The sequence below is a fragment of the Wolbachia endosymbiont (group A) of Clivina fossor genome (assembly GCF_964026865.1).
In the GTDB taxonomy this organism is placed as follows: domain Bacteria; phylum Pseudomonadota; class Alphaproteobacteria; order Rickettsiales; family Anaplasmataceae; genus Wolbachia.
In genome coordinates, this window is record NZ_OZ034707.1 from 1,013,625 (window position 1) to 1,032,092 (window position 18,468).

The 18,468-nt window shown below is 34.2% G+C and carries 18 protein-coding genes, 1 tRNA gene and 1 pseudogene; 18 read left to right on the forward strand and 2 right to left on the reverse strand.

What is annotated here, in order from left to right; all coding sequences use genetic code 11:
• The first annotated feature begins 132 nt into the window (after nt 1–132).
• The 13 genes from rplU (at nt 133) to ruvC (ending at nt 11,791) form a co-directional block, all read left to right on the forward strand.
• The gene (rplU, locus tag AAGD99_RS05135; protein ID WP_096617066.1) at nt 133–435 is read left to right on the forward strand and encodes a 50S ribosomal protein L21; all 303 of its coding nucleotides are present in this window, start codon (nt 133–135) and stop codon (nt 433–435) included.
• Nucleotides 436–445: 10 nt separating this feature from the next.
• On the forward strand, nt 446–715 hold the full coding sequence (gene rpmA, locus AAGD99_RS05140) for a 50S ribosomal protein L27 (protein ID WP_096617064.1): 270 nt from the start codon (nt 446–448) through the stop codon (nt 713–715).
• 9 nt (nt 716–724) lie between these two features.
• Nucleotides 725–801, forward strand: a tRNA-Ile gene (locus tag AAGD99_RS05145).
• Nucleotides 802–934: 133 nt separating this feature from the next.
• Entirely contained in the window at nt 935–1,084 is a 150-nt protein-coding gene (locus AAGD99_RS05150; RefSeq protein ID WP_264731404.1) for a transposase, read from the forward strand.
• Between the two features lie 68 nt (nt 1,085–1,152).
• Entirely contained in the window at nt 1,153–2,412 is a 1,260-nt protein-coding gene (locus tag AAGD99_RS05155) for a DEAD/DEAH box helicase family protein (RefSeq protein ID WP_341822780.1), read from the forward strand.
• A 134-nt stretch (nt 2,413–2,546) separates the two neighbouring features.
• Nucleotides 2,547–4,679, forward strand: coding sequence for a hypothetical protein (locus AAGD99_RS05160; protein ID WP_341822781.1), 2,133 nt, complete (start codon nt 2,547–2,549; stop codon nt 4,677–4,679).
• A 213-nt stretch (nt 4,680–4,892) separates the two neighbouring features.
• Nucleotides 4,893–6,239, forward strand: coding sequence for an IS110 family transposase (locus AAGD99_RS05165; RefSeq protein ID WP_341822314.1), 1,347 nt, complete (start codon nt 4,893–4,895; stop codon nt 6,237–6,239).
• Between the two features lie 170 nt (nt 6,240–6,409).
• Entirely contained in the window at nt 6,410–7,582 is a 1,173-nt protein-coding gene (locus AAGD99_RS05170) for a hypothetical protein (protein WP_341822782.1), read from the forward strand.
• Nucleotides 7,583–7,751: 169 nt separating this feature from the next.
• On the forward strand, nt 7,752–8,924 hold the full coding sequence (gene metK, locus AAGD99_RS05175) for a methionine adenosyltransferase (RefSeq protein ID WP_264735890.1): 1,173 nt from the start codon (nt 7,752–7,754) through the stop codon (nt 8,922–8,924).
• 125 nt (nt 8,925–9,049) lie between these two features.
• Nucleotides 9,050–9,724: a TenA family protein gene (locus tag AAGD99_RS05180; protein WP_341822783.1), complete on the forward strand. Its 675-nt coding sequence runs from the start codon at nt 9,050–9,052 to the stop codon at nt 9,722–9,724.
• A 43-nt stretch (nt 9,725–9,767) separates the two neighbouring features.
• Nucleotides 9,768–10,427: a TenA family transcriptional regulator gene (locus tag AAGD99_RS05185; RefSeq protein ID WP_341822787.1), complete on the forward strand. Its 660-nt coding sequence runs from the start codon at nt 9,768–9,770 to the stop codon at nt 10,425–10,427.
• 47 nt (nt 10,428–10,474) lie between these two features.
• Complete coding sequence (locus tag AAGD99_RS05190; protein ID WP_341822789.1) at nt 10,475–11,302, forward strand: cytochrome c oxidase subunit 3; 828 nt, start codon at nt 10,475–10,477, stop codon at nt 11,300–11,302.
• Nucleotides 11,303–11,791 carry a crossover junction endodeoxyribonuclease RuvC gene (gene ruvC, locus AAGD99_RS05195; RefSeq protein ID WP_253309367.1) on the forward strand — a complete coding sequence of 163 codons (489 nt, stop codon included), beginning with the start codon at nt 11,303–11,305 and terminating at the stop codon, nt 11,789–11,791.
• A gap of 44 nt (nt 11,792–11,835) precedes the next feature.
• On the opposite strand, the gene ruvX is transcribed toward ruvC, so the two are convergent.
• Nucleotides 11,836–12,303, reverse strand: a complete 468-nt coding sequence (gene ruvX / locus AAGD99_RS05200) for a Holliday junction resolvase RuvX (RefSeq protein ID WP_253309368.1) — start codon at nt 12,301–12,303, stop codon at nt 11,836–11,838.
• A gap of 374 nt (nt 12,304–12,677) precedes the next feature.
• Between ruvX and gatB the strand changes: the two genes are divergently transcribed.
• The 4 genes and pseudogenes from gatB (at nt 12,678) to AAGD99_RS05220 (ending at nt 16,001) form a co-directional block, all read left to right on the forward strand.
• A complete protein-coding gene (gatB, locus tag AAGD99_RS05205; RefSeq protein ID WP_341822790.1) occupies nt 12,678–14,102 on the forward strand; it encodes an Asp-tRNA(Asn)/Glu-tRNA(Gln) amidotransferase subunit GatB in 1,425 nt (474 codons plus the stop codon).
• A 227-nt stretch (nt 14,103–14,329) separates the two neighbouring features.
• Nucleotides 14,330–14,713, forward strand: a complete 384-nt coding sequence (locus tag AAGD99_RS05210) for a helix-turn-helix domain-containing protein (protein WP_341822791.1) — start codon at nt 14,330–14,332, stop codon at nt 14,711–14,713.
• A gap of 100 nt (nt 14,714–14,813) precedes the next feature.
• A pseudogene (locus AAGD99_RS05215) lies at nt 14,814–15,462 on the forward strand (IS630 family transposase); the annotation flags it as partial.
• Nucleotides 15,459–16,001: a hypothetical protein gene (locus tag AAGD99_RS05220; RefSeq protein WP_341822792.1), complete on the forward strand. Its 543-nt coding sequence runs from the start codon at nt 15,459–15,461 to the stop codon at nt 15,999–16,001. The pseudogene AAGD99_RS05215 and the gene AAGD99_RS05220, both read left to right, overlap by 4 nt.
• On the opposite strand, the gene AAGD99_RS05225 is transcribed toward AAGD99_RS05220, so the two are convergent.
• Nucleotides 15,988–17,002 (reverse strand): IS630 family transposase gene (locus AAGD99_RS05225; RefSeq protein ID WP_341822277.1). Its coding sequence is split into 2 segments (ribosomal slippage): nt 15,988–16,536 and nt 16,538–17,002, totalling 1,014 coding nucleotides; the frame shifts between segments, so codons are not numbered across the junction. The two genes, AAGD99_RS05220 and AAGD99_RS05225, sit on opposite strands and share 14 nt — an antisense overlap.
• 111 nt (nt 17,003–17,113) lie before the next feature.
• On the opposite strand from AAGD99_RS05225, the gene AAGD99_RS05230 reads away from it, so the two are divergent.
• Nucleotides 17,114–18,448 (forward strand): NB-ARC domain-containing protein, encoded by a 1,335-nt coding sequence (locus AAGD99_RS05230; protein ID WP_341822794.1) that lies wholly within the window; start codon nt 17,114–17,116, stop codon nt 18,446–18,448.
• The last annotated feature ends 20 nt before the right edge of the window (nt 18,449–18,468 follow it).

Sequence of the window (18,468 nt, forward strand, 5' to 3'; positions counted from 1 at the left end):
GATAACAAGGTGAAAAAAGATAGAAGTATTTAAGTAGCTCAGAAGGAGCATTAAGTCATGTTTTTTATTTATATTGACAGCATATATGACATCGTTTACGATTAAAGTTAATAACAATAATTTATATTTATCATGTTTGCAGTAATTGAGACTGGTGGAAAACAATATTTAGTAAAAGAAGGCAGTATAATAAAAGTAGAGAAGTTAGAAGTTGAAGAAAAAAAAGAGGTAGAAATCAATAAGGTGATTTGTATTTCAAATAATGGCTTATCTTATTCATCTAATGCTACTGTTAAAGCTGAAGTATTGGAGCAGTGTAGAGGAGAAAAAATTATAATCTTTAAGAAGAAAAGAAGAAAAAATTACCGTAGAAAGACTGGTCATAGGCAGTATATAACTGTTCTTCGTATCAATGAAATTAATCTTCAAAAGTAAGAGGTAAGATATGGCAACTAAAAAATCAGGTGGTAGTTCCTGTAATGGTAGAGATTCAGCAGGTCGTAGGTTAGGAATAAAGAAGAATGGGAAGGTTATTCCTGGTAACATAATTGTGCGCCAAAGAGGCACAAAATTCCATCCTGGGAAGAATGTTGGTATAGGTAAAGATCATACGATTTTTGCCAAAGTAGAAGGCTGGGTCAGCTTTAGAAGGTCAGCAAATAAAAAGACTTTTATTGATATCTTGCCTACAGATAATATGAAAGCTTCAGCTTGAATAAATCAGGGGTCTGTAGCTCAGGTGGTTAGAGCGCACGCCTGATAAGCGTGAGGTCGGAGGTTCAACTCTTCCCAGACCCACCATTTAACCTATTCGAACTTTTCTCTATAGTAATTTAACATAGCACAAAACTGACCTTAACCAGAAAAAGTGGAGAGAAAGAAAGGGCGTTTTTTATAGTGAAAATATTTTTTCAAGTTTGAATAATGAATAGTGATGGCAAACAGAAGAGAATATACAGTTGAGTTTAACATTAGGAGCTGTAAAGCTAGTGAGAGAAACGATTACAAAAATAGCAAGAGACTAGGTGTAAGTGATGGTGTGTTGGGCAAATGGGTAAGGAAATATAATAAAAAAAATCATTGATATTTCGTGTTAAGTTAAGTATACTAAAAAGCTACTCACAAAGTAGGATATAATAGAGAGGTAGAACTGTGGGTGCACAGGTACTTAGCAAATTTAATGATGAATTCAAAGCAAGTTATATTGAAGGATTAAAAAAAACTTATTTTGGTGTTTTGTTGTCAACAACCTCTGAAGTTAGAGAAGAAATAGAAAAGTTAATAGAAGACAATCTAACTAAAGGTAAGATAACTATAGATGGAAAAGAAGTTTACGTGGGTTTAATACATCAAAATGATGATACGTATAGTGTTGAATTTAGTGAGGATGATTCTCAGCTAGGTATAAAGGGTGCGTATGTTTATGAACTGCTAATCAACAAGGGTAGGGCAGGTAAGAAAATATTAAGTGTGAAAATTAAAGGTGATAGTAAGGGAAAAGATACTATAATAGGTGGTCCAGGTAAAATCTCAATATTTCCACAACATCTACTTTACGTAAAAGAAGCAATAGCCCATTTGGAAGATGGTGGGAACCCTATTACGGAGTTAGCACTTGCAACAGGAACTGGAAAAACTTTTATAGAATTGCTTGTAGGATATCTGCCAGCTAGACTAATGGGCATACATTACATATCTTTAGCACCAGATACTGATTTAGTAGAACAGAAACGTGATGATTGGAAAAAACTATTATCTAATGTAGGCGTTAATGATATTAAGTTAAATGGAATCAATAATAAAGGAAATTGTGCTATATTAAGCAATAAGGGTCTTCTGGAGAATTGGAATCAGTTCTTGGAGGTTGTAGGTCTTGAGAATCTTCCTGGTATTATAAAAGCCTTGGGTATTCAGGATAAAGAATTTAAAGTAAGAGATGGAAAAATAAGTATAGATGGTAAGAGTTTTGTAATTCACAAGAATGAAATTCAGTTTGGCGATCAGAAATACAAGGTTAAAGATGGCAAAGTTAAAATTAATAATGAAGAATTTACTCTTGATATTGAGAAGCTAGTATTCCTATCTTTTGATGAAGAACATAGGGTAGATAAAGAAGAGATGTATAAGTATCGCATGGGATTGTTGTCTGCACTTTGTCCTACGTTGTTTTTGAGCGCAACACCTTCTGGCAATATTTATGAATATGTTAAAAACAATAACGGCTTGATAAAAACACTTTCTCTGAAAGATAAAATGGAATCTGGTGCTTACGGCCCTCTGGAGCTTAAAGTTCATCAAAGCGTAGAAGAACCCTTGGTCACTAAATATATTAGTGAGCTTGAAGGTGCGGTAACTTTTAGGGAGGAAGCAAGAAGTAAAAATCTTTTTATCATACGCCGTGCACAGACTTAGAGGATGAAGATTTAAAAAAGGATATAGAAAATTATATATTCTACAATATTCAAAGCGTAGTTGGTGAACCAGCTCTCGTTTTAGCAGAGTCTAATAATCTGAAAGGTGAGTTCAGGAAGAAGATTACCCATGACGTGTTTAAAGACGGGATTAGTTACGGCTATAATACGGTTGGCAAAAAACGCAATGAAATAATAAATCACTTAATTGATGTATATGGAAGTGATAAAAGCCATATAATCAAGGAAGTTGTTGACGGTACTCTCGATTATAAGAGTGAAGTTCACGATTATTCCGCATTTCGTGTTATGCATGGAGTAATTGAGAACACACTTTCCTTCCTTACGGGGCTTTCAAGGAGTGAGTTAGATATAGCAAGGTTTTCAAATTTTAAAGATCTGGGTTCACAAGTTAAAGAAAGTTTGGATAAATGTTCCGCAGGAGAAACGCAAGCAGGCCTGAGAAGGTATTTGACAGAGCAAGGTATCATGAATGACAAAACAACGAGTGATATTATACAAGGAATGCTAGATGTAGTTAAATTGTTGCAGGATAAAAAAGATACAGACCTGTTTACAAGATTGGTAAGAAACTGGAATCAAGATAAACAACTTCACACTATGATACCGATAAATCTTCCAGTGGATGCATATGGTCTTAATAAACTTGACAAAGAAAAGATTTTAAAATCTTTGGGAATAGGGGCAAAAGAGGTTTTGTTCACAAACCTTGGTGACTTTACGGAATGTGAAATGTTTGACACAACAAGATCACTTTCAGGAAGAAGATTTACATTTGATGAAAAAAAGTTGAAAGATATTTTCCAGTACTTAAAAGATAATTATGAAATAAATGGCAATATTACAAAGATAGAAGAGGAATGCTTGGAAGCGTACAAGCAATTAGAAGAGAGTGAGAGAAAGAGGCAAGAATATTATGATCAGCATATGTATCCACTTGAAGATAGAGTACGTGCTATAAGCCCTAAAGGATATACATATAGTCTTAGTAACGGAGGGTTTTGTAAGCTTCGGTCTTGGAGGATCAGTGATACCTTAAGTCCTCAAGCTCTAAATGAATTTGAGGAAAAAATCAGTAAAGACAAAGAAGAGTTTAACAAGTATAAAAATGGCAAAGATTACTTAGACTTAGACTCATTGGTGCATCATAGTAAGGAAAATTTATTTGAAAGATTTTGTCAAGTGAAAGAGCAGTTTAAAATGCAAGAACTATATCCATTGCTTAAGCTAAGGAAGTTCTCTGATAAATACAAATATATAGAAGGGAGTGTCCAGGATCATGATGCACTATTGCGTATGGGGCTTTGTGGTAATTATGTTAACCATGAGAAAGTGCAGGGCTTTAATGCCATTGACTTACAGCATGTTGTGATGCTTATAGATCAACGGTCTGATTTTCTTAATAATCCACCACAACTTATACAAGGCCCTGGTAGGCTTAGGTGTTTGAACCTTGCAAGACCTTCAACCTTTTTCTGTTACTCAAGTGAAAGGCTAAAGTTTGATATAAAGTTGTTACAGAAGGGAGACTACATAGACGATTACAACAGAACAGTGAATCAGGATAATGCAAAAACTCCAGAGCAGTTTGGTGATGAGATCTTAAGTATGATAGATAAGCTCATTGAGAATGAGGTATCTAAGATAATAAAAGGAAAAAAAGAGACTGACGTAAGCTCGAGTAATGAAGGGGAAAAGCTGCAATTTAAAGAGGTTGATGATTTAGCAGTTGAAGTTCTTGATCAGCTAATTTCTGCATTTGAAGCAGCCTATAATAGTAAAGGCCATAATGGTGCAGAAGCACAAGACTACTTTGTTCAAGCTCTTAAACGCGTAACTTATAAAATTGAGGGGCTATTTAGAGGTAGAGTAGATAATCTGGGTATTGAGCACAATATTAGGGGTATTCAATCTAAAATTGATAATATAGTGAATAAGATTCAGGAGAATAACAAAAATAAAGGAGAAGTTGAGGCAAAATTGAAAGTTGATGGAAATATTATAAAAAGATTCCTAATTAAACTTTATCGCTTAGTAAGGCGTTTAATATTTTGCAGAATAAAGCTTGAAAGAGAAAAAATAGGACTTGAAAAAGAAGGAAGAAGTCTTAATCAAGAAAAGACAAAGTTTGAAAAAGAAAAGTCACGATTTGAGGCACAGATAAAAACCGAAGAGAAAGAAGAGTTCATAGCACCGAACAGAAAAATCTGTCAAACCAGGAAGAAACTCTCCAATTTAAGTTTTTAGCAGTTTTTAAGTACAATTGTACAGGAGGTGCTTTTGCAGTTATAACCGAATTTTTCACTGGTGCCATAAGTGCCCGTTTCATAGCATGGTTTTGGGAGGAACGTTCGAACCATTGATGGAGCCATATTTTATGACTACCCCGTTTAGGAGATTGTATAATCTTAACCATTCCCAAGCTGAAGCACTTCGTTATTACAAATTATAGGAGCTACCATGAAAAAAGCAAAAAGTAAATTAGAGATAATGAATCCTAACGCAGCAGGAATAGATATCGGTTCATCTGTGCATTATGTATGTGTACCTGAAGAAAGAGATGAACAACGTGTACAAAAGTTTAGCTGCTTCACAGAAGATCTTCACAATATAGCAAAGTGGTTAAAGAAGTGTAAAGTTACTACAGTAGCTATGGAGTCAACAGGAGTATATTGGATTCCTTTGTTCCAAGTACTTGAATCGTATGGATTCGAAGTAAAACTGGCAAATGCAAGGCATGTAAAAAATGTACCTGGGAGAAAATCAGACGTCCAGGATTGCCAATGGCTACAACAACTACACAGTTATGGGTTAATCCAAGGATCGTTTAGGCCAGATGATCAAATGTGCATATTGCGTAGTTATGTTCGGCAACGTAAAAATCTTACAGAAAGTGCGACTACACATATTAATAGGATGCAAAAGGCGTTAGTACAAATGAATATTCAGTTACATAAAGTAATAAGCCATATAACAGGTGTCACTGGAATGCAAATTATTAAGGCTATAATCGAAGGTGAAAGAAATCCTAATAAATTAGCTGAATTAAGGGATGTGCGAATAAAGAGTGATAAATCGGCTATTGCCAAAGCACTAACAGGTGACTACAGAGAGGAACATTTATTTGCATTACAGCAGGAATTTGAACTATACAATGTTTATCAGGAAAAAATAGCAGAGTGTGACAAAAATATTGAAAACCACTATAAGACATTTGAAGCGAAATCTGACGAGAGTAAAGAGTTAAGCAAGGAAAGAAGTAAGTATCGAAAAGATAAGCCAAACTTTGCCTTGCGTGAAGAATTGTATCGAGTAACCGGTATAGATTTTACTAAAATTCCTGGATTTGATGTACTAACTGTACAAGCTATTATTTCGGAAATTGGTATTAACTACAGTAAATGGCGATCAGAAAAGCATTTTACTTCATGGTTAGGGCTAAGTCCTGCTAATAAGATTACAGGGGAAAAAGTATTTAGGACAAGAACTCGTGAGGTTATCAATCGTGCTGCAAATGCCTTTCGAATGGCTGCTTATGCCGTGGGAAAAAGTAAGAGTGCATTGGGTGCATATTATAGAAGATTAAAAAAGCAACTAGGATCCCCAAAAGCAATTACTGCTACAGCAAGGAAATTAGCGTGTATCTTCTATCAAATGTTGAGATACGGACAAAAGTATGTAGAAAAAGGAATGAACTATTACGAAACACGTTACAAAGAGAGAGTCGTGAAAAATTTGATCAAAAAGGCACGGGATTTTGGTTATATCTTGGTGCAACAGGAAGAGCTAGTTGAGGGAGTTTCTTAGGAGGAATAATCAAAAAGAAAGAGAGTATAAAAGGGAAAAATATAACAGAGGAGGAGAGAAAGTATATAATAGAAAATGACATAGAAATTACAAAGGAAAATTTAAAAGAAGTAGAAACCATTCTTGGGCAGATTACAGCACTGGAAGTATTAAAGAGAGAAGAATGGTTTATGCAGCTTGTTAAAATTGAATTTAATACAAAAACAACATTATCTTTATTAGAAGAGATAAAATCGCTTGTAGCTAACGCTAATACGGAATTAGACGAAACAACTCAGATTAATGTATATGCAAAACAACTGATAGATCAGCTTAAACATATGAGTAGTGAAGTGGATAGTACTATTAATGAAGCACGTCTAGAGTTTGTTAGAATAAGATTAGAAAAGCTTAAGGAAGAAAAAGCAAAGATAGAAGAGCTTGCAAATAAAAAGCAAGAATCGCAACAAAAAAAGGAGAAGTTTGAAAAAATACTAAATTATAAGGAAGATAGTATGAAATATAATAAGCATTACGACAACGTAGTTAACTTATTTTTAACAAAAAGTAGCATCAAGAAAAATTACTTGCAAAATAAAGTTGAGTGGGTACGTAAGATATATCCAGAGTTTATGGAGGTATTTTTTAGCCAATACTATACAGAAGACCGTAAGGGTTCTCAACAGTTAGAAGAACATGAAGACATTCATCAGTTAGAAGAACATATTATCTGTTGCACAAAGAGTTCGGTTTTCTTGGAGCTGTTTACCAATGTTGTAATGCCGCTGTACAATGATGGTATGCTGCAGATAGCACTGGATACAATTTACTGTGATGAAGATAACACTTTAAAAGTGGGAGAAATTAATAAATTTTATGAAAGCGTGTTAGAAGGAAAGCCTAATGTAGGACAGGCTAAAGAGGTCATAGACTATATGACAGCAATACAAAAAATGATCTGTAAGAATATAAAACCACAGCCTAATAGTTTACGCGAATATACAGTATACAATGCAAGATCAGAAATTAAGAAATTAGAAAACAAGGAAGCTCATAAGGTAAAATCGGATATTTGTAGATATATCATAAAGCCAATCGTGGAAAAATTGTCAAGTTCTTCTACTATAAAGTATTGGGTAGATGATAATCCATCTAGGCAAGAGAAAGTTGCATATGCTGCTGAAAGTGTTGGAGAAAGGTTAAAAAGCGCAAAACCTTTGAACTGCGAAGTTATTATATCTCCAAACACGGAGTTCACTAATCCTATCCGAGCACAGTTTTCCAAAGGTAATATATCAACTGAGCTGAATGATGTTGTTTCTCAAAAATGGTGCGGGGAATCATTGGATTTAAGGTTATCTTAATTTATGCACATAAATATTATCTAAAATGCATAAAGTACTGCTAATTTTGCCCGTTTAACAAGAAGGTTGTGAGAGGAGTTTGTTTTTGGTATTATTGGTCCACCATTTAACAGTTAGTAGATGTATCCTTTATAGCGACTTTAATATTGTATAAGCAGAAACCTAAAGCATGAGTTTATATAAAAATTTAGTAACCAGTGAGTCAGTGGCTGCTGGTCATCCAGATAAAGTAGCAGATCAAATTTCAGATGCAATACTTGATGAATACCTTTTCACTGATCCTTTTGCGCGAGCTGCAATAGAGACTTTAGTCACCAAAGATAACGTTATTATAGCTGGGGAAGTATTCGGACCTAACATCAAAAATAGCAGGATTGAAAGTATTGTACGGAATACAATAAAAGATATTGGTTATGAGCATGATGGTTTCCACTGGAGAAAAGTGAAGGTAAATATACTGCTGCATGAGCAATCAAATGACATTGCAATAGGGTTGGATCAAGGTGCTGGCGATCAGGGCATAATGTATGGCTATGCAACAACAGAGACAGAAAACCTTATGCCAGCACCCATTTTTTATGCACACTCGATTCTGAAAAATATCATGAGCGCAGTTAAAGAAGCAAAGCTTGGTCCGGATGCAAAATCACAAATCACTTTGGCATATGAGAATAACCTCCCGGTACGTGCTGAAAGTATCATTGTCTCAATACAGCACCCTGAGGATTTGGATCAATCAAAAGTAAAAGAAATAATTTATCCTTACATAGTTTCATCTTTACCTAAAGGGTGGATATGTCCTGAGGAAAATCTCTTAGTCAATCCAACTGGTAGATTTGTTATTGGTGGACCGGTTAGTGATTGTGGATTAACCGGACGAAAAATTATGGTTGATACCTATGGAGGTTATATTCCACACGGTGGAGGGGCATTTTCCGGAAAAGATGCAACCAAAGTTGATAGATCTGCAGCTTATATGGCAAGATACCTTGCTAAAAATATTGTCTTTGCAGGTTTAGCTGAACGTTGTCTTGTGCAGCTTTCTTATGCAATTGGTGTATCAAAACCTACTTCATTCTATATTGATACATTTGGTACGAATGCGGTGGAGGAAAGAGTAATTAAAGAGTTTATCGAGAATAGTATAGATTTATCAACAAAAGGCATAATCAAGCATTTATCGCTTAATCGCCCTATATATAAACGTACAGCCTGTTATGGACATTTTGGTAAAGAGTCAGAAAATGACGGTGGATTTTCTTGGGAAAGCATGAACTTGTCTGCTGATCTTTGTAGAGAATTCAATATAGAAGATAATAGTAAAATTTCTTTAGATTGCTAAAATTTTTGATTTACAGCCTCATATTTATATACTAGCTTATTGTTGAAGTATAATTGCTTTTTCATAATAATTATACTATATTAGTGATAATTATTATATTCAGTTTTTATTGTGAGGCTCATAAAATGTATAACGAAATAGAAGAAGAATTCTGTAGCATAGCTATAAAAGAATCATCTGATCTTATTGATAGAATAGAAGAACATCCTTTTTATGTTGAATTGATGAATGGCAAATTAAGTTATAAGAAGTTCAAGTTCTACGTTCAACAGACTTTTTTATGCTTAGTGGATTGCACTCGTGCTTTTTTAATTATTGCAGCTAGAGCTAATGATATTGAAACAATGGATAAATTAACCTTTATAGCTCGTAAAATATTCAGTATGCGAAGTCTATGCGAGGAGCAGTTTACAGAATGTAACTCATCCGATAATCACAAAAGATCGAAATCTAGTTCTGCCTTTATTGATTTCTTCATGCGTGCTGCATACCATAATTCAGTAGCTGAAGGCTTAGCAGCTTCTTATCCATGTTTTGGTATGTGTCAGATCACCTTTCAACATACGGTAAAAGATAGCATTCCTTCAAGCAATAAGTATAAAAAATGGATTAATCTCTATAATACTAATATAGTGGATAACACAGCTGATGCTATAACTGAGATTGTGAATAAGCTGTATAGAGAATCTAGTAATAAGGAGAAGAAAAAGATGCTCGAGTTTTTTCGTAACGGATTAGAACTTGAGGTAATATTCTGGGATGAGATGTATTACTCTAATATATCTAGCAAAGAATATTAGCAGCGGATTATTTACGTTGACTTGATCTTTATCGGTAACTACAGTGTTCAGTGGCATAATTAGGAGCTGTTACGGGTCAAATCTTTTAAAGGATATAATTGAGCATCCTTTTAATGTTAAGTTGGCGAATAACACCCTAAATATAGAGAACTTCAAATTCTATGCTCAACAAAAGACGTTGCTCTTAGGTGATTATATTCGTACCACCTTAATTACTGCATCCAGAATGGAAGATTATAGTAGTATTATCTCGCTTACTGAAGTAGCCCAAAGAGCAGTGACTGTTAATAGAGTGCTATATGACTACTACTTTACTATGTACAGTATAAGTCGTGGAAAGAAATCTCTTGAGTGTTTTAATTTCACTAATTTTCTTTTATCCATCCCGTATAGTAATACCTATGAGGCTATGACGGTTTTGTATTCTTGCATGTTTATATACAAGACTGTCGTTGATAGCATGAAAAATAGATTCAAAAAAAATAATAGATATAGGGATTGGTTTTATTTTTGTTACAGTGATTCAGTAAAGTCTGGATGCATTATTTTGGAAAATATTATTGATGGATATTGCAGCAGAGCAAGAGAAAATGAAAAGAGCAAAATGCTTGAGTTGTTTAGAATAACTGCACAATTTGTGTTAGATTTTTTGAACGGTGCATATAATTTTTCAAGATTCAATCAATTTCCTAAGGAACATTGACAATTTTAAGCTAATTTGTATCCTTAGTAAGTATTTTTTAAAATGCTATGAAAAGTAAAGAACATGATTTTCATTTAGTGGACCCAAGTCCTTGGCCAATTGCTATATCAGCAGCAATTCTTATTCTTGCACTTGGATTAGTTGGCGCGCTTCATAAACAAATTTTCGGAATGTTTTGTTTAGTTCTGGGAATCTCCGCAGTATCAGGGGTGCTGTTCTATTGGTGGAGAGATGTAATAAGGGAGGCCATTTATGATAAATGTCATACTACCATTGTAAAACATGGACTCAAATTTGCAATGTACTTATTTATTCTCTCGGAGGTCGTATTTTTTATAGTGTTCTTTTGTTCATTCTTTAAAGCCTGGCTTGATCCAGTTTTTTTATTTGAGGCGTTTTCTCCTGCAAAAAAAGTTGAATGGCCCCCTGAGGGAATTTTGCCACCTGATCCGTGGTCACTACCATTCATGAATACATTAATATTATTGCTTTCTGGTACAACAATTACTTGGGCAAATCACTCTTTACTTGAAAATGATAAAAAGAGCATGATTAAAATGCTGTCCATAACTATATTGCTTGGGGTTTTTTTTATAATAGTGCAAGCAATAGAGTATCATGAAGCGAGTTTTTCTCTACAAGAAACAGGAGAAAAGCTTATTTATACATCCAATTTTTATATGATTACCGGTTTTCACTGCGCACACGTTATAATAGGAATAATATTTTTATCAGTGTGTTTATTTAGAGCGCGGAAAGGCCAGTTTACACCTCAGGACCATTTGTGCTTTGAGTTTGCCTCCTGGTATTGGCACTTTGTAGATGTAGTCTGGATGTTTTTATTTTTGTTTGTCTATTGGTTAAGCGTTTATTAAGTGGTTAAAATAATAGGTCTAGATCCAGGGATAAGCAAGACTGGTTGGGCCATTATCAGCCTGAACGAGAAAAATAATATTGAATTTTTGGGCGGCGGTACCATATCAACTGATGGTAAATTGGGTACAGGTGAACGCTTACATATAATTTTTGAACAATTAAAGAAAGTAATATTTCAATATTCTCCGAATGAAGCTGCAGTAGAAAAAATTTTTGTTAATAAAAATCCTAAATCTTCACTAACTTTAGGATATGCAAGAGGGGTTGTAATTTTAGCGTTAAAAATAACAAAGCTAACTATGAATGAATATGATGCAAACTATGTAAAAAAAAGCATTACCGGAAATGGCCATGCTGATAAGGATCAGATTATATTTATGGTGAAGCAAATAGTTAAAAATTTGAGTATAAAATGTCACCATGCTGCTGATGCTCTTGCTGTAGCAATTTGTCATGCTTATACGAAAGGTTCTTGTTTTGTTGAGTAACTTTTATATGAGATTCAGTTTGAAGATTTCCAGATCTGAAAAAACTATTTGATTGTATTTATCTTGTCTAACGTTCGTTGCAAAATAATACATGCGGAGATTTTATCATCTATTTTTTTCGATTTTGTGATTGATATTCCAGTGATTTTTAGTGTATGAGTTGCGATAGATGTTGAGAAGCTTTCGTCTTGTAAGTATATATGTACTTTATATTTTTTTATTATTTTATTTGCGAATTGGATTATGGTTTTACACCATTTAGTTTCTTGCTCGTCCATTTTTAATGGTAGTCCTATTACCATTGATCCAGCTTCATTTTCTTTGAATATTCTATGCAGATAACCTAAATCTTTGCTCATATTTTTCCTATAATATACACTATGAGCTGTGGCTATAAGCTGTGTTTTATCGCTAAATGCTATGCCTATTTGCTTTTCTCCCATGTCAAGGCACATTATGCGCTTATCTTTTGGAATAGACTTTAGAAACTCATCTGGATTTCTATGTAGCATCTATTAGACTTCCTTTAAAGTGACCTTACCCAGAAAAAGTAGAGAGAAAGTCAAGAAAATTTTTTACAAAAAGAATAATGAATCAAATTGCTCAGGAATGCAATAATTAATAGCAGAATGTCTACGCTGTTTAATACACAGCTTCTAATTAAAACTCAACTGTATATTCTCTTCTTTTTGTCATTACTACTCCCTTTGAAAAAACATTTTTATTATAAAAAAACGCCTTTTCTTTCTCTTCACTCTTTCTGGGTAAGGTCATATTTTAATTACTATAGGTTAAAAAGTTAAGACAAAAAATAAAAATGTGGGTTTTGTTTTGACTTTTTGTGTTAATTTTGCAGAATATTAAGATTATCATTTAAATAAAATACATGACGAAAGAGGATTGGGAAGCGGTAATTGGGCTTGAGGTGCACGCTCAAGTTTCTTCTAATACGAAGCTATTTTCTAGCTCATCAACGGAGTTTGGTGCTGAGCATAACACTCAAGTTTCTCTAGTTGATACGGCAATGCCAGGTACGCTGCCAATACTAAATTATTACTGCATAGAGCAAGCAATACGCACCGGTCTTGCACTTTCTGCAGAAATTAATAAGTGTTCTTACTTTGATCGGAAAAATTATTTTTATCCTGATTTACCGCAAGGTTACCAGATAACCCAGTTTTTTGAGCCAATAGTTAAAAATGGTAGAGTATTTATCAACGACAATGAAAAGGAAATAAGAATTGCGAGAATTCATTTAGAGCAAGACGCAGGAAAGAGCGTTCATGAGGAAAGCAAAACTTATGTGGATTTAAATCGTGCAGGGGTTGCTTTAATGGAAATTGTTTCAGAACCAGATCTCCGTTCATCTGCGGAAGCTGCAGAATGCATGAAAAAATTGAGGCAGATTTTGCGTTACATTGGTTCATGTGATGGTGATATGGAAAAGGGATCACTTCGTTGTGATGCAAATGTTTCTGTCCGCCTAAAAGGCAGTAGCACATTTGGCACTCGTTGTGAGATAAAAAATCTGAACTCGATACGTTATATTGTGCAAGCTATAGACTATGAAATACAAAGACAAATTGAAATTTTAGAAGGTGGGGAAGAAATAAGTCAAGATACCTTATTGTTTGACGTTGCTTCGGGAAAAACAAAAGTGATGCGAAACAAAGAAGATGCAAGCGACTATAGATACTTCCCTGAGCCTGATTTATTACCTGTTGAGGTAAGCCAGGAGAAAATTGATTTAATTCAATCATCTTTGCCTGAGTTGCCAGAGCAGAAAAAGCAGCGATACATTGAAAAATTAGGTATCAACGAATACGATGCAAACGTCATTACTTCCGATAAGGCGATTGCTGATTACTTTGAGGAATTGATAAAAAAACATGATTCAAAGCTCGCGGTCACCTGGTTAACTGTAGAGCTTTTCGGTCGTTTAAATAAAGCAAATATTGATATTGCTGACTCTCCAATCAAAGCAAATGCTTTGTCCGAACTCTTAGATTTTATCGTTGATGGAACAATCTCTGCTAAACTTGGCAAACAAGTATTCGATAGTATGTTTGAAACTGGCAAACCTGCATCTCTCATCATAGAAGAGCAGGACCTAAAGCAAATAACCGATAAAGGTCAAATATCAGAAGTTATCGACACAATCATCAATAACAACCAAGATAAAGTTCAAGAATACAAAAGCGGTAAAACAAAATTATACGGATTCTTTGTCGGCGAAGTTATGAAATCCACCAAGGGAAAAGCCAGCCCTGATATCGTGAATTCAATTTTGAGTGAAAGATTAAGTAATTAGTCACATTTTTTTATTTACATAACAGCACATCTCGTAGATATTCTCAGATTTACGCTACGATATCTTTAATCTCATGACATATAATTTTATTATTTTTTTACCATTTGTCGGCACCATCTTTAAAATTATGTGAGGTTGAGGATGCCTGTAATACCAATTCCTAAAAATAAATAGACGAATAAAGAAAAATTTCTAAAATAGAATAATTTAAGAATTAGTGGGGAGTTATGGCAGGAAAAAGTAAAGCAATAGGAGAAGAATTATATAATAAGTGTAACCTGGAATTAAAGAAGCACGGCATAAGAGGAGAGATAGGAAGAAGATTACAGGCAATAATATCTGCAAAAGAATATGGAATAACAAAAGTTGCTCAAATATACCGAATTACTAGAACTACATTGATGAAGTGGATTACAAGATTTAAGGAAGGAGGAGTCAATGCGTTTAAAATACAACCAGGACGTGGAGTAAAGCCGAAGTTGAGCTACAAGCAGCAAGAAGAAATTAAAAATGTCATAGCAGAAGAAGGAGCCAACCTAACGGCTAAGAAATTAAAAATCATAATTGAGAAAATGTTTTCTATTGAGGTAAGTAATACCAATTCTCAATAATAATGAGACAAATGAAAAAGAGTGCTTTCCGCCTATAACTGGAGGTTTAAGTGAATTTATCGTATATTCTATTTGTCTTCCCAATAACGAAGTTTGGTATAAGTCTACAGCACATAGACTGATGCAAAAGTTAGGTTTTTCGTATATTACTCCAAGGCCTGTGCACAATAAACAGGATAAAAATAAACAAGAAGAGTTTAAAAAAAAATCTTAATGAAACTATTGTCACGTATCCCGAAAAAGAGCTATTTTTCTTCGATGAGTCGCGGTTTGGCACACATTCAAAGATTGGACACGGGTGGTTTAAAAAAGGCATTAGGACACAGGTTAAGGTAAAATTAGGTAGGCAAAACTTTTATCTCTATAGTGCAGTTAATCCTAGAAATGGAGAGAGTTCTAGCTTATTCGTACCAAACGTCAATACTGATTGTATGAATATATTCCTTGAGCAGATGTCACAATATTTAGGAACAAGGGAGGCATTTCTTGTTGTGGATTGTGCAGGATGGCATAGATCCAAAGGTTTAAAAATACCACAAAATATTACCTTAATCTATTTACCTCCATATTCACCAGAGTTAAATCCAGTAGAGCGTTTATGGCAATATTTGAAAGACAATCTCATTAAAAATAGAATATATGACTCTGTTAGTTTATTGGAGGATACTGTATGTGCATTCATTCGTAATATTACGGAAAGTTCGATCAAAACCATTTGTTCTGTGAGTTATTTGCCTACTTATTTATGAGATTTGGTATAAGATTATCCTGCTCGGCGGTTAAGCGCACCTTTCATGGTATTATGTATCAAGCGAGATGGCTAATGCTGTTTCCTAAACATGCAGTAGATAGAGAGTATTCTTTCCGCCTATTCACAGAGAAAAAATCAGCTAAGGATTTTGATGATATTGTTCTTCGGTATGAACAAGATGGGAAAATAGTACATAGATTCATACAAGTCAAGCACAGGCAGGGTAGGCACAAAAAGATCAGCATAGGTGACTTATTAACACCGGGAAAGAATGGTGCGTTTGGCTTAATAAAATATCTCATTGCTTATTTAAAGATCAAAAGTAGTGGAGAGTTTGAGGGTGAAATAGAGGATTTTGTCATTATTACAAATGATGATTTTGATTCCGCGGATTTGACACTGCATCCAGTAAGAAAGCTGAGAATGATGTCGAGTAGGAAGAATAAAGGAAAGGAAATTTCAGTCATAAGAATAGACACACAAGATGAGTTTCTGGATGTAGGTGATGGTGTAGTACCAAATCTCATAAATAAGTAGGCAAATAACTCACAGAACAAATGGTTTTGATCGAACTTTCCGTAATATTACGAATGAATGCACATACAGTATCCTCCAATAAACTAACAGAGTCATATATTCTATTTTTAATGAGATTGTCTTTCAAATATTGCCATAAACGCTCTACTGGATTTAACTCTGGTGAATATGGAGGTAAATAGATTAAGGTAATATTTTGTGGTATTTTTAAACCTTTGGATCTATGCCATCCTGCACAATCCACAACAAGAAATGCCTCCCTTGTTCCTAAATATTGTGACATCTGCTCAAGGAATATATTCATACAATCAGTATTGACGTTTGGTACGAATAAGCTAGAACTCTCTCCATTTCTAGGATTAACTGCACTATAGAGATAAAAGTTTTGCCTACCTAATTTTACCTTAACCTGTGTCCTAATGCCTTTTTTAAACCACCCGTGTCCAATCTTTGAATGTGTGCCAAACCGCAACTCATCGAAGAAAAATAGCTCTTTTTCGGGATACGTGACAATAGTTTCATTAAGATTTTTTTTTAAACTCTTCTTGTTTATTTTTATCCTGTTTATTGTGCACAGGCCTTGGAGTAATATACGAAAAACCTAACTTTTGCATCAGTCTATGTGCTGTAGACTTACTTACCTCAATAGAAAACATTTTCTCAATTATGATTTTTAATTTCTTAGCCGTTAGGTTGGCTCCTTCTTCTGCTATGACATTTTTAATTTCTTCTTGCTGCTTGTAGCTCAACTTCGGCTTTACTCCACGTCCTGGTTGTATTTTAAACGCATTGACTCCTCCTTCCTTAAATCTTGTAATCCACTTCATCAATGTAGTTCTAGTAATTCGGTATATTTGAGCAACTTTTGTTATTCCATATTCTTTTGCAGATATTATTGCCTGTAATCTTCTTCCTATCTCTCCTCTTATGCCGTGCTTCTTTAATTCCAGGTTACACTTATTATATAATTCTTCTCCTATTGCTTTACTTTTTCCTGCCATAACTCCCCACTAATTCTTAAATTATTCTATTTTAGAAATTTTTCTTTATTCGTCTATTTATTTTTAGGAATTGGTATAAGATATAAATTTGATAATAGTATTATCTCATACTTGCAGGAAAATAAGGATTTTGTAAAGCGTGAGGTAGGTAGAGAAGTCAGCGATAAAGAAATAGAAGACTTTTTAAATAAATTAGTATTTGCAGTCAATTTGCCAAGCGGAACTGAACTTAGTGAAATTATTAAGAGTGAATTGGGCAAGGAATTCAGCAATACTGATGCAAGTCACTTCTACAGCCGTTACCAGGAAGAAGTGCTGATTTTATTGGAAAAAGAGGGGGAGGAGTTTCTATCATACGAACAGGCGAAAGCCCTAATTGAAAAAATAAGAGAGGAAATTTTAGGAGCGGTTTGGTTTGATGTAATAGAGCCAGTGGCATCTTTTACTGGCAGAGGCAGAGTGTTAACAGCTCTGCATAATGTGCTACAAAGAAGTGCAAAAAAACAAGCGGTGATATCGCAGGTTGCCTCTATTAGTGGTCTTGGAGGGGTAGGTAAGAGTGAGTTAGCTAGGAAATATGCTTACAAATATGGAAAGGATTATTACGGTAATGTTATATGGATAAGTGCTGAAAACTCTAAGACTATGGAAAGTTCTTTTCTGGACTTAGCTAAAGATGATAAACTAGGCATTTCTCCCCAGGATAAGTACGGAAATGACAAGATGATAGAAACTATTGTTAAAGAAACATATGCTTTCTTTGCAAGAAGGGGAAGGAAAAGCCTATTCATTTTTGATAATGCTGAAGGGTATAAAGATATTAGTAAGTTTTTACCGCTCTCCTTGGATAATAAGCCCTATATTTTAATTACCTCTCGTAATAAGGATTGGGGAATATCAGAAGATAAAGGAGAGATAAAAACAATACAGTTAGGTGTATTCAAAGAAACGGAGGCTTTGAAGTTTGTTAAGAGGGCTTTAAATATAAGAAATAATTTACAAGATGAAGAAATAAAAAACCTAACAGAGGAATTACAATATTTCCCGTTAGCTTTAAAACAAGCAGCTGCATATATTAATGAAAAAAATGTTGTACTAAGTTATAGGGGTAAAGAAAAAATTGGTGTTAGTGACTATCTGAAAAGATATGAAGAAGAGGCAAAAAAGCTGCTTGATTTTGAACTCAAAAATAAAAGTGACCGTTATACTAAAACAACATTCATAACTTGGAAAATTACAATTGACGCTATAGCACAAAAAGAATGTGGTTTTGAAGCTTTGAGTATTCTGGAAATAATGGCCTACCTTGCTCCTGACAAGATTCGTATAGAAGAAATCTTTTCAAAATTAATAGCAGATGATGAAGAAAAGCTGTGGAATGCTGTTAAGTTATACCAATTCTCAATAATAATGAGACAAATGAAAAAGAGTGCTTTCCGCCTATAACTGGAGGTTTAAGTGAATTT

Coding starts and splice junctions, on each gene's coding strand:
- AAGD99_RS05190 (WP_341822789.1), top strand. CDS start 10,475: ATGAAAAGTAAAGAACATGATTTTCATTTAGTGGACCCAAGTCCTTGG.
- AAGD99_RS05210 (WP_341822791.1), top strand. CDS start 14,330: ATGGCAGGAAAAAGTAAAGCAATAGGAGAAGAATTATATAATAAGTGT.
- AAGD99_RS05180 (WP_341822783.1), top strand. CDS start 9,050: ATGTATAACGAAATAGAAGAAGAATTCTGTAGCATAGCTATAAAAGAA.
- ruvX (WP_253309368.1), bottom strand. CDS start 12,303: ATGCTACATAGAAATCCAGATGAGTTTCTAAAGTCTATTCCAAAAGAT.
- AAGD99_RS05170 (WP_341822782.1), top strand. CDS start 6,410: ATGCAGCTTGTTAAAATTGAATTTAATACAAAAACAACATTATCTTTA.
- rplU (WP_096617066.1), top strand. CDS start 133: ATGTTTGCAGTAATTGAGACTGGTGGAAAACAATATTTAGTAAAAGAA.
- AAGD99_RS05165 (WP_341822314.1), top strand. CDS start 4,893: ATGAAAAAAGCAAAAAGTAAATTAGAGATAATGAATCCTAACGCAGCA.
- AAGD99_RS05220 (WP_341822792.1), top strand. CDS start 15,459: ATGAGATTTGGTATAAGATTATCCTGCTCGGCGGTTAAGCGCACCTTT.
- metK (WP_264735890.1), top strand. CDS start 7,752: ATGAGTTTATATAAAAATTTAGTAACCAGTGAGTCAGTGGCTGCTGGT.
- rpmA (WP_096617064.1), top strand. CDS start 446: ATGGCAACTAAAAAATCAGGTGGTAGTTCCTGTAATGGTAGAGATTCA.
- gatB (WP_341822790.1), top strand. CDS start 12,678: ATGACGAAAGAGGATTGGGAAGCGGTAATTGGGCTTGAGGTGCACGCT.
- AAGD99_RS05150 (WP_264731404.1), top strand. CDS start 935: ATGGCAAACAGAAGAGAATATACAGTTGAGTTTAACATTAGGAGCTGT.